Origin of the sequence: Flavobacterium sp. (genome assembly GCF_044339515.1) — a bacterium.
Classification (GTDB): domain Bacteria; phylum Bacteroidota; class Bacteroidia; order Flavobacteriales; family Flavobacteriaceae; genus Flavobacterium.
Window position 1 is genome coordinate 38,644 of the sequence record NZ_JBIIVK010000029.1, and the last position, 6,429, is coordinate 45,072.

Genomic DNA, 6,429 nt, shown 5'->3' on the forward strand with positions numbered 1-6,429 from the left:
TAAAAACTAAATGATGTATAAATGATGTAGTATTAGAATGTTATTCAAAATACATAAAAAATAATAATTCTATAATTTATATCAGAAAATTATAGATTTATCATAAATGTTGAAAGATTTATATCTGCATCCAGATTAATCTTTTTTCTGAGACGATACCGGTGCAATTCAACTCCACGATAAGAAATATTCATTAAAGGAGCTATCTCTTTAGAAGAGAGATTCATTTTTAAATAAATACAAAGTCGAATGTCTTTAGAAGTCAATTGTGGAAAACGTTTTGTTAATCGCTGTACAAATTCATCATGACTTTGATAGATGTTTTTCTCAAAACTCTCCCACTCTTTTTTGTTAAGGGCATTTGCTTTAATCACTTTGCGAATTTTACTTTTCAATTGCAATAATTCGTTTTCATGTTCTAAGATGCGTTGAATGTTTTCAATCATTTCACCTTGTTTAGCAATTGATAATGATTTACCGGCTAATTCGGTCGCTTTTGATTGAATTTGCATTTCTAAAATATGCTTTTCATAATCTTGAATTTTGAGCTTATTCTCTGCTTCCAATTCAAGTTCTACAATTTGCTTATGATGCTTTAACTCCTCTTCTTTTAATTTTAGCTTTTCTTGGTACCGAATTTTATTCCAACGATAATAAATAAACAAAATAAGTCCAATGAAGGATAGATACAATACAATCATCCAAAAAGATAAATACCAAGGCTTTTTGACATAAAAAGTAAATTCATTTGCTTTTACATAGTCTACTCCATTGGTGTAAAAAACCTCAATTTTATTTTGTCCACTGGTTAAATTATTTAAAGCTAACTTACCCTCAATTAACGGAATGAGCTCAGAGCCATTTTGACGATAAAACAAGGGAGATTTTTTATTTCCGTAAAAATCAGATAGAAAATGCAATTCCAAACTCTGATTGTATGGAATCTTTGTCTCATTTTCAATCAATTCTTCGTTCAGATAAGCTTCAATCGTTATACTTTGTTTAGTAAAATCATTTTTATTGGTCTCAAATAATAAAAACCCATCGTCTAAATTGAGTAAATACTGATGATTAAAATTAAATATTCGCGTATCATTGTTTACAATTTTTCCTTCATAATATTTTGGAGCTATCAATTTCCATGAAAAGTGTTGCTCATTTTGATTAATAATATAAAGCAAATTATCTTTCAATATACCAAAACTCGAATCATCAATAGGAATGATTTGACTGATTCCTTTAAAATGTTCATTAAACAATTCATGCTTTTTCAACACATCTGTAACATGGTCTAAAACATACCATTCTGAGTGAATATAGTACAGCACTTCACTTTTATACTGAAATATTTTTACCCCAAAATCATTACTAATCTGATTCTTTTCCGTTAAGTTAACATAAGAAACTACCTCTAGATTTTGATCGTATTTTATTTTGAACAACCCCCTATAACTGTCAGAAGCTACAATTTCATTTGGTCCGATTTGAATAAAATCTTTAATGGGTCTGTACACCGTATTCAAACGTTTAAATGAAGTAAAATTATCTTGTTCAGCAAAAAAAGCAATGCCTAAGTAATTGGATTGAACAAATCGTGGGGCAGCGATGTCTCTCTTTAATTGCCATCCTCCATTCAGTGGATTTACTTTCACGAATTGATTCATATCCAATAAAAAGGTTCCTTCATTATGACCAATAATATATTTTTGTCCAATCTGCTGTATATTCCATACTTGACCTTGCGAACCTGTTACAAATTCCAATTGTTTATTCTCATATTTAAAGACACCATGATTCGAACCCAATAAGTATCCGTTTGGCGTTGATGAAATAGCATATACACTTCCCAACTCACCGGTTGTATCTGAAAAAATTCGATACGGTGAATTGATTTCCAAATGTGAAATTCCATTGTCCAATCCCAACCAAATATCCTTTTCCTGATCAATAGAAATAGTTAAAATAGTATTATTCGACAATCCATTATTTCGATCAATTTTAATGTATTTACCGGTTTTTAGCTGAACAATATACACTCCATTGGATACCGTACCAATTACTAATTGATCTGTTTTATAAAACTGAGCAGCATTGATTCCTTCTTTTTTTAGGATTGTATTCAAAGGATGTTGCCACTCTGTCAAACCATTTCCTTGCTCAACAAAAACTCCGTTTTTTAAGGTAAAGATATAGGTGCTTTTTTGGTTTCTATCGATTCCATGAATTACATTATCAAAGATAGCATCCCATTTACTCAATGGTGAAAATTGCTTCCCATCAAAAAGATACACTCCCTTGTTAACAGAAGCAACATAAATTTGTTCATCAATCACATAACAATAGGAGATTAAAAAAGGAATTTCTACTTTTTTAATCGTTTGATTTTCATAAATATAAAGTTCATTAAACGATTGGAAATACAGTTTGTTGTTGGCACGAAAAATTTTCCAAATTTCTTCATTCTTTGAACTTCCTTTAAAAAAATTCTTCCCTTTAGAAAGTGAAAAATACTGCATTATACCCTTTTTCCTTTTCCAATAACCAAATTCATTATAGGAACCACAATAAATCTTGTCTTGATGAGCAAATACAGAACGAATGATGGTTTTATTCGGCAACGAATACCGCTCCCATTTTACTCCGTCATACCGTAAAAAATAGTGATTATTAGCAAAATAAAAGGCTTTATCTTCACCTTGAGTGAGGTTCCATACTTGATTATCGCCTTTGTAGTCGGTTTTTGTGAAATTTTCAACAAAAGGAAGCAGTTCCTGAGCAAAATTTTCAGAGGAAATGAAAAACAATAACCAAATTAAAAATCTACCTTTCATACAAGCTAGTTTCATTTCCCAAATGTAAAAAACAATTCGGATTAAATCACCTGCTCTAAACTGTTGTTATTGTAAAACCTTCGAAGTTTCATCCACATAATCTTGTAGATAACTGAATCGATGCGTTAGTTTTCCGTTTTCAGTAATTTTTGCTCGTTGAAGAATTCCGTCTTTATCTCCATTGAAAAAGGCAGGAATCACATGCTGCATAAACATTTCCCCAAAACCTTCACTGGCATCTTTGGGTAGCTCACAGGGCAAATTATCAACACTCATGACCATAATGGAACCCGGATGCATGTAGGGGACTTCTTCACGGGTTGAAGGCAAATAACCAAAAAAAGGTTCAGCTATTGTAGATGCTTTAATAGTACACGCAATTGGTCCATTTACATCACATGAAATATCAGCCACTACTTTCAACGTACAATCCGCAGCTTTCAACATATCATTAGTTAAAATTTCCGGTGAACCATTACCATAAAAATGACCGGCCATAAAAACATCTGCTACTTTAGTAAATCGTTCAAAATCAGAAATATATTCAGCAGGGTTAGCATAAAAATCTTGGTTATCCAATCGCTTACCATCTTTTCGCTTGTTGTAATCTAAGACGTCAATGTGAACATAAACAGGCTCCGAATATTTTTTGGTTAAGAAATTTTCGATGGATACTTCTTTGAACTTGATTCCGTCAAGTATCTCTTTAGCTCCCATGCCTACTTTGCCTTTACCGGTCAACACAATTTTTATGGGTGGAAAAGTTTGACGCTTTAATTTAGCAATCAATTCTTCCTTTCCATTAAGCGATTCTGCTTTAGGTAATGTAAACAATTCATATTTGATACCAAAACCTCTCAAACCGTTGTAGGCTCCTACAATTCCGGCATAACGTCCAAAACCGATTAAACGACGATTTTGTGCATCTACAATCGTTTCATGGTCATATAAATCAATTTTCTTTTCTAAAATAGCTTGCAATAACTTCCGATTATGCGGTTGTTTTTTAATGGTATGCGAAAAGAAAAAATACTTTTTATTCGGAATCAAAGCGTCAATTGGCACTTCCTTTACCCCAATTAATACATCACAATCTGACATATCTGTTGTTACTACTAGTCCGGCTTCTTGATAAAATAGATCCGGAAAAACCCTGATATCAGAGGCTTCCACTTTAATTTTTGCCTCCGGAAATTGTTGCTGTAAACGTACTAACTCTTCTGGAGTAAATACAACCCTTCTGTCAGGTGGATTTTTGCGTTCTTTGATGATGCCAAATGTCATTTGTGATATTTTTATGGTAAATCTTTAAAATTGTTTCAAATATAACATTATTGGTTTATACCGACAAGTTTTATTTATGACAATTTAAATTGTATATTTGTGGTCTGGTTTTTGTTGTGAGTGGCTGAGTGGCTGAGTGGCTGAGTGGCTGAGTTGCTGAGTTGCTGACAACTGACAACTGACAACTGAACACTAAAAAAAGGGGTCGACCGGTTTTGACAGCAGGTGGAACTAAACGGTAAGCACGTCGAGCATTGGACATTTGGCTCGTAAATATCAAGGTTCACACTTTATAAACGGCGAAAATAATTACGCTTTAGCTGCTTAATCTGAATTATAGTAAGATTTGCCTAGTCTCGTCAAGGACGAGAAGCTAGATTCTCCTCAGAAGCCTTGGTTTGTGGCGTTTGATTCAGGGGAACCGTAAATATAAACCTAGGAAGGGTAATGCTTTGAATCCCTTCTGACAACTATAAAGCTAAGCAAGAAGTGGCTGCCTTTGGCCTCGCTTTTTGTCGAAAATCCAATCAAAGGATAAACGCGTAGAAAGCTCTTTGGTTGCTTGTTTGGACGAGAGTTCGATTCTCTCCGACTCCACATTATTACTTTCATCTCAAATTAAAACCCTGTAAATCGTATGATTTACAGGGTTTTTTGTTTTTGATACTATTCAAATTATTCAATAAATCTCAAACCATTGGTGGTAAAATCGGTTACCCGAAAAAAAGCAAATTTAGGGTAACCGAATTTCTTGTAAAGCCAGTGATAGTAAGCAGTTCAAAAGATGAACATCTTGACGGAAAAGAATTAAATAACTAATTTGAATAACCATAAAGTCACCACAAAATGAAACACAAAATGTCAATACTTTTCTACGTGAAAAGTTCAAAGGCTTCAAAAAATGGCCTACTCCCTATTTATCAGAGAATAACAATCAATGGTACTCGTATTGAATTGAGTACTTCAAAATTCATAGAAAAATCAAAGTGGAATGCTTCAGCTGGAAAAATCAAAGGTAATTCGGAAGAAGCAAGACTAATAAACAGTTACCTTGATGTCTTACTATCAAAAGTATACGAAACAGAGAAATGGATGGTCAATAATAATCAAGAAATTAACGTACAAACCTTTAAAAACAAATTTCTAGGTATAGAGGAAAAGCAGCGACAACTTATATTAATCTTTGAAGATCATAATAAACGAATGAAAGAACTAATTGGTTCCAACTTTGCAAATAACACATATAAAAAATATGAAACCACGTTGAGCCATGTAAAAGAATTTCTAAAAATCCAGTATAATGTTAATGATATTTCACTTAATCAAGTTGATATCGCATTTATAAATGACTTTGATTTCTTCCTACGAAATACAAAGAAATGCAATAACAATTCTACTATAAAATACATCCGGAATTTTGGAAAAATAATTAAACAATGTTATGTAAACGGTTGGTTAGCTAGAGACCCGTTGCTCAACTACAAGGGTAAAATAAAAGAAATTGAAAGAGTCTATTTAACGCAAGAAGAAATCGAAACACTCTTAAATAAAGAGTTTAAAATCAAGCGACTTGAATTGGTTAGAGATATGTTTCTTTTCAGTTGTTTTACGGGCTTAGCTTACATTGATGTATATAATCTAACCAAATCAAATATAATCATAGGCATTGATGGAGAAAAATGGATATCAATCAAACGTCAAAAGACGGATAATCCTTCAAGAATACCAATCCTCCCGGTTAGCAAAATTATAATCGATAAATATGAAAACCATCCCCAATGTATGAATGAGGGAAAACTACTTCCTATTCTATCTAATCAAAAAGTGAATGCTTATTTAAAAGAGTTAGCTGATTTATGCGAAATAGATAAAGAACTCACTTTTCATATTGCACGTCATACATTTGCAACAACTGTAACACTCACAAATGGTGTTCCTATTGAAAGTGTAAGCAAGATGCTTGGTCATAAAAATCTGAGAACTACACAACATTATGCAAAAGTATTGGATAAGAAAGTGAGTGAGGACATGAAAGTTTTGAGAGAAAAATTTGCAATAGATACAGTTACGAAAACAAAAAATCTCTCTTAATCTTTTTATTAACAATATTTTTAGTAAAATCAAGTTTTGTAATATTCAAAATATTATAACACAAATTATGCTAAAATGAATGAATATAGTTTAAATTTTTTTTGATTATCCGTTATTAGTCATAACCCTGTAATGCTTGCTATCACTAGCCTGTCGAATAATTTTTCTTCAAAATACCGTCTATTAAGCTTGTAAACGAACTCATTTAGGTATAATTGTAAAT

The 6,429-nt window shown here is 32.2% G+C and carries 3 protein-coding genes, 1 other RNA gene and 1 pseudogene; 2 read left to right on the top strand and 3 right to left on the bottom strand.

The window, feature by feature from the left end; genetic code table 11:
• Positions 1-89: 89 nt before the first annotated feature.
• Both ACIQ0M_RS09370 and ACIQ0M_RS09375 read right to left on the bottom strand, forming a co-directional pair.
• The gene (locus ACIQ0M_RS09370; protein WP_396151588.1) at positions 90-2,831 is read right to left on the bottom strand and encodes a histidine kinase; all 2,742 of its coding nucleotides are present in this window, start codon (positions 2,829-2,831) and stop codon (positions 90-92) included.
• A 66-nt stretch (positions 2,832-2,897) separates the two neighbouring features.
• Positions 2,898-4,115: an NAD(P)-dependent oxidoreductase gene (locus tag ACIQ0M_RS09375; protein WP_396151589.1), complete on the bottom strand. Its 1,218-nt coding sequence runs from the start codon at positions 4,113-4,115 to the stop codon at positions 2,898-2,900.
• A 201-nt stretch (positions 4,116-4,316) separates the two neighbouring features.
• Here ACIQ0M_RS09375 and ssrA point away from each other — a divergent pair.
• Both ssrA and ACIQ0M_RS09385 read left to right on the top strand, forming a co-directional pair.
• Positions 4,317-4,715: a transfer-messenger RNA gene (gene ssrA, locus ACIQ0M_RS09380) on the top strand.
• A 246-nt stretch (positions 4,716-4,961) separates the two neighbouring features.
• Positions 4,962-6,206 (top strand): site-specific integrase, encoded by a 1,245-nt coding sequence (locus tag ACIQ0M_RS09385; protein ID WP_396151590.1) that lies wholly within the window; start codon positions 4,962-4,964, stop codon positions 6,204-6,206.
• 119 nt (positions 6,207-6,325) lie between these two features.
• Here ACIQ0M_RS09385 and ACIQ0M_RS09390 read toward each other — a convergent pair.
• A pseudogene (locus ACIQ0M_RS09390) lies at positions 6,326-6,429 on the bottom strand (IS1595 family transposase); the annotation flags it as partial.

Excerpts from the sequence above, each read along its gene's own strand:
- ACIQ0M_RS09370 (WP_396151588.1), bottom strand. The coding sequence starts at position 2,831 with ATGAAAGGTAGATTTTTAATTTGGTTATTGTTTTTCATTTCCTCTGAA.
- ACIQ0M_RS09375 (WP_396151589.1), bottom strand. The coding sequence starts at position 4,115 with ATGACATTTGGCATCATCAAAGAACGCAAAAATCCACCTGACAGAAGG.
- ACIQ0M_RS09385 (WP_396151590.1), top strand. The coding sequence starts at position 4,962 with ATGAAACACAAAATGTCAATACTTTTCTACGTGAAAAGTTCAAAGGCT.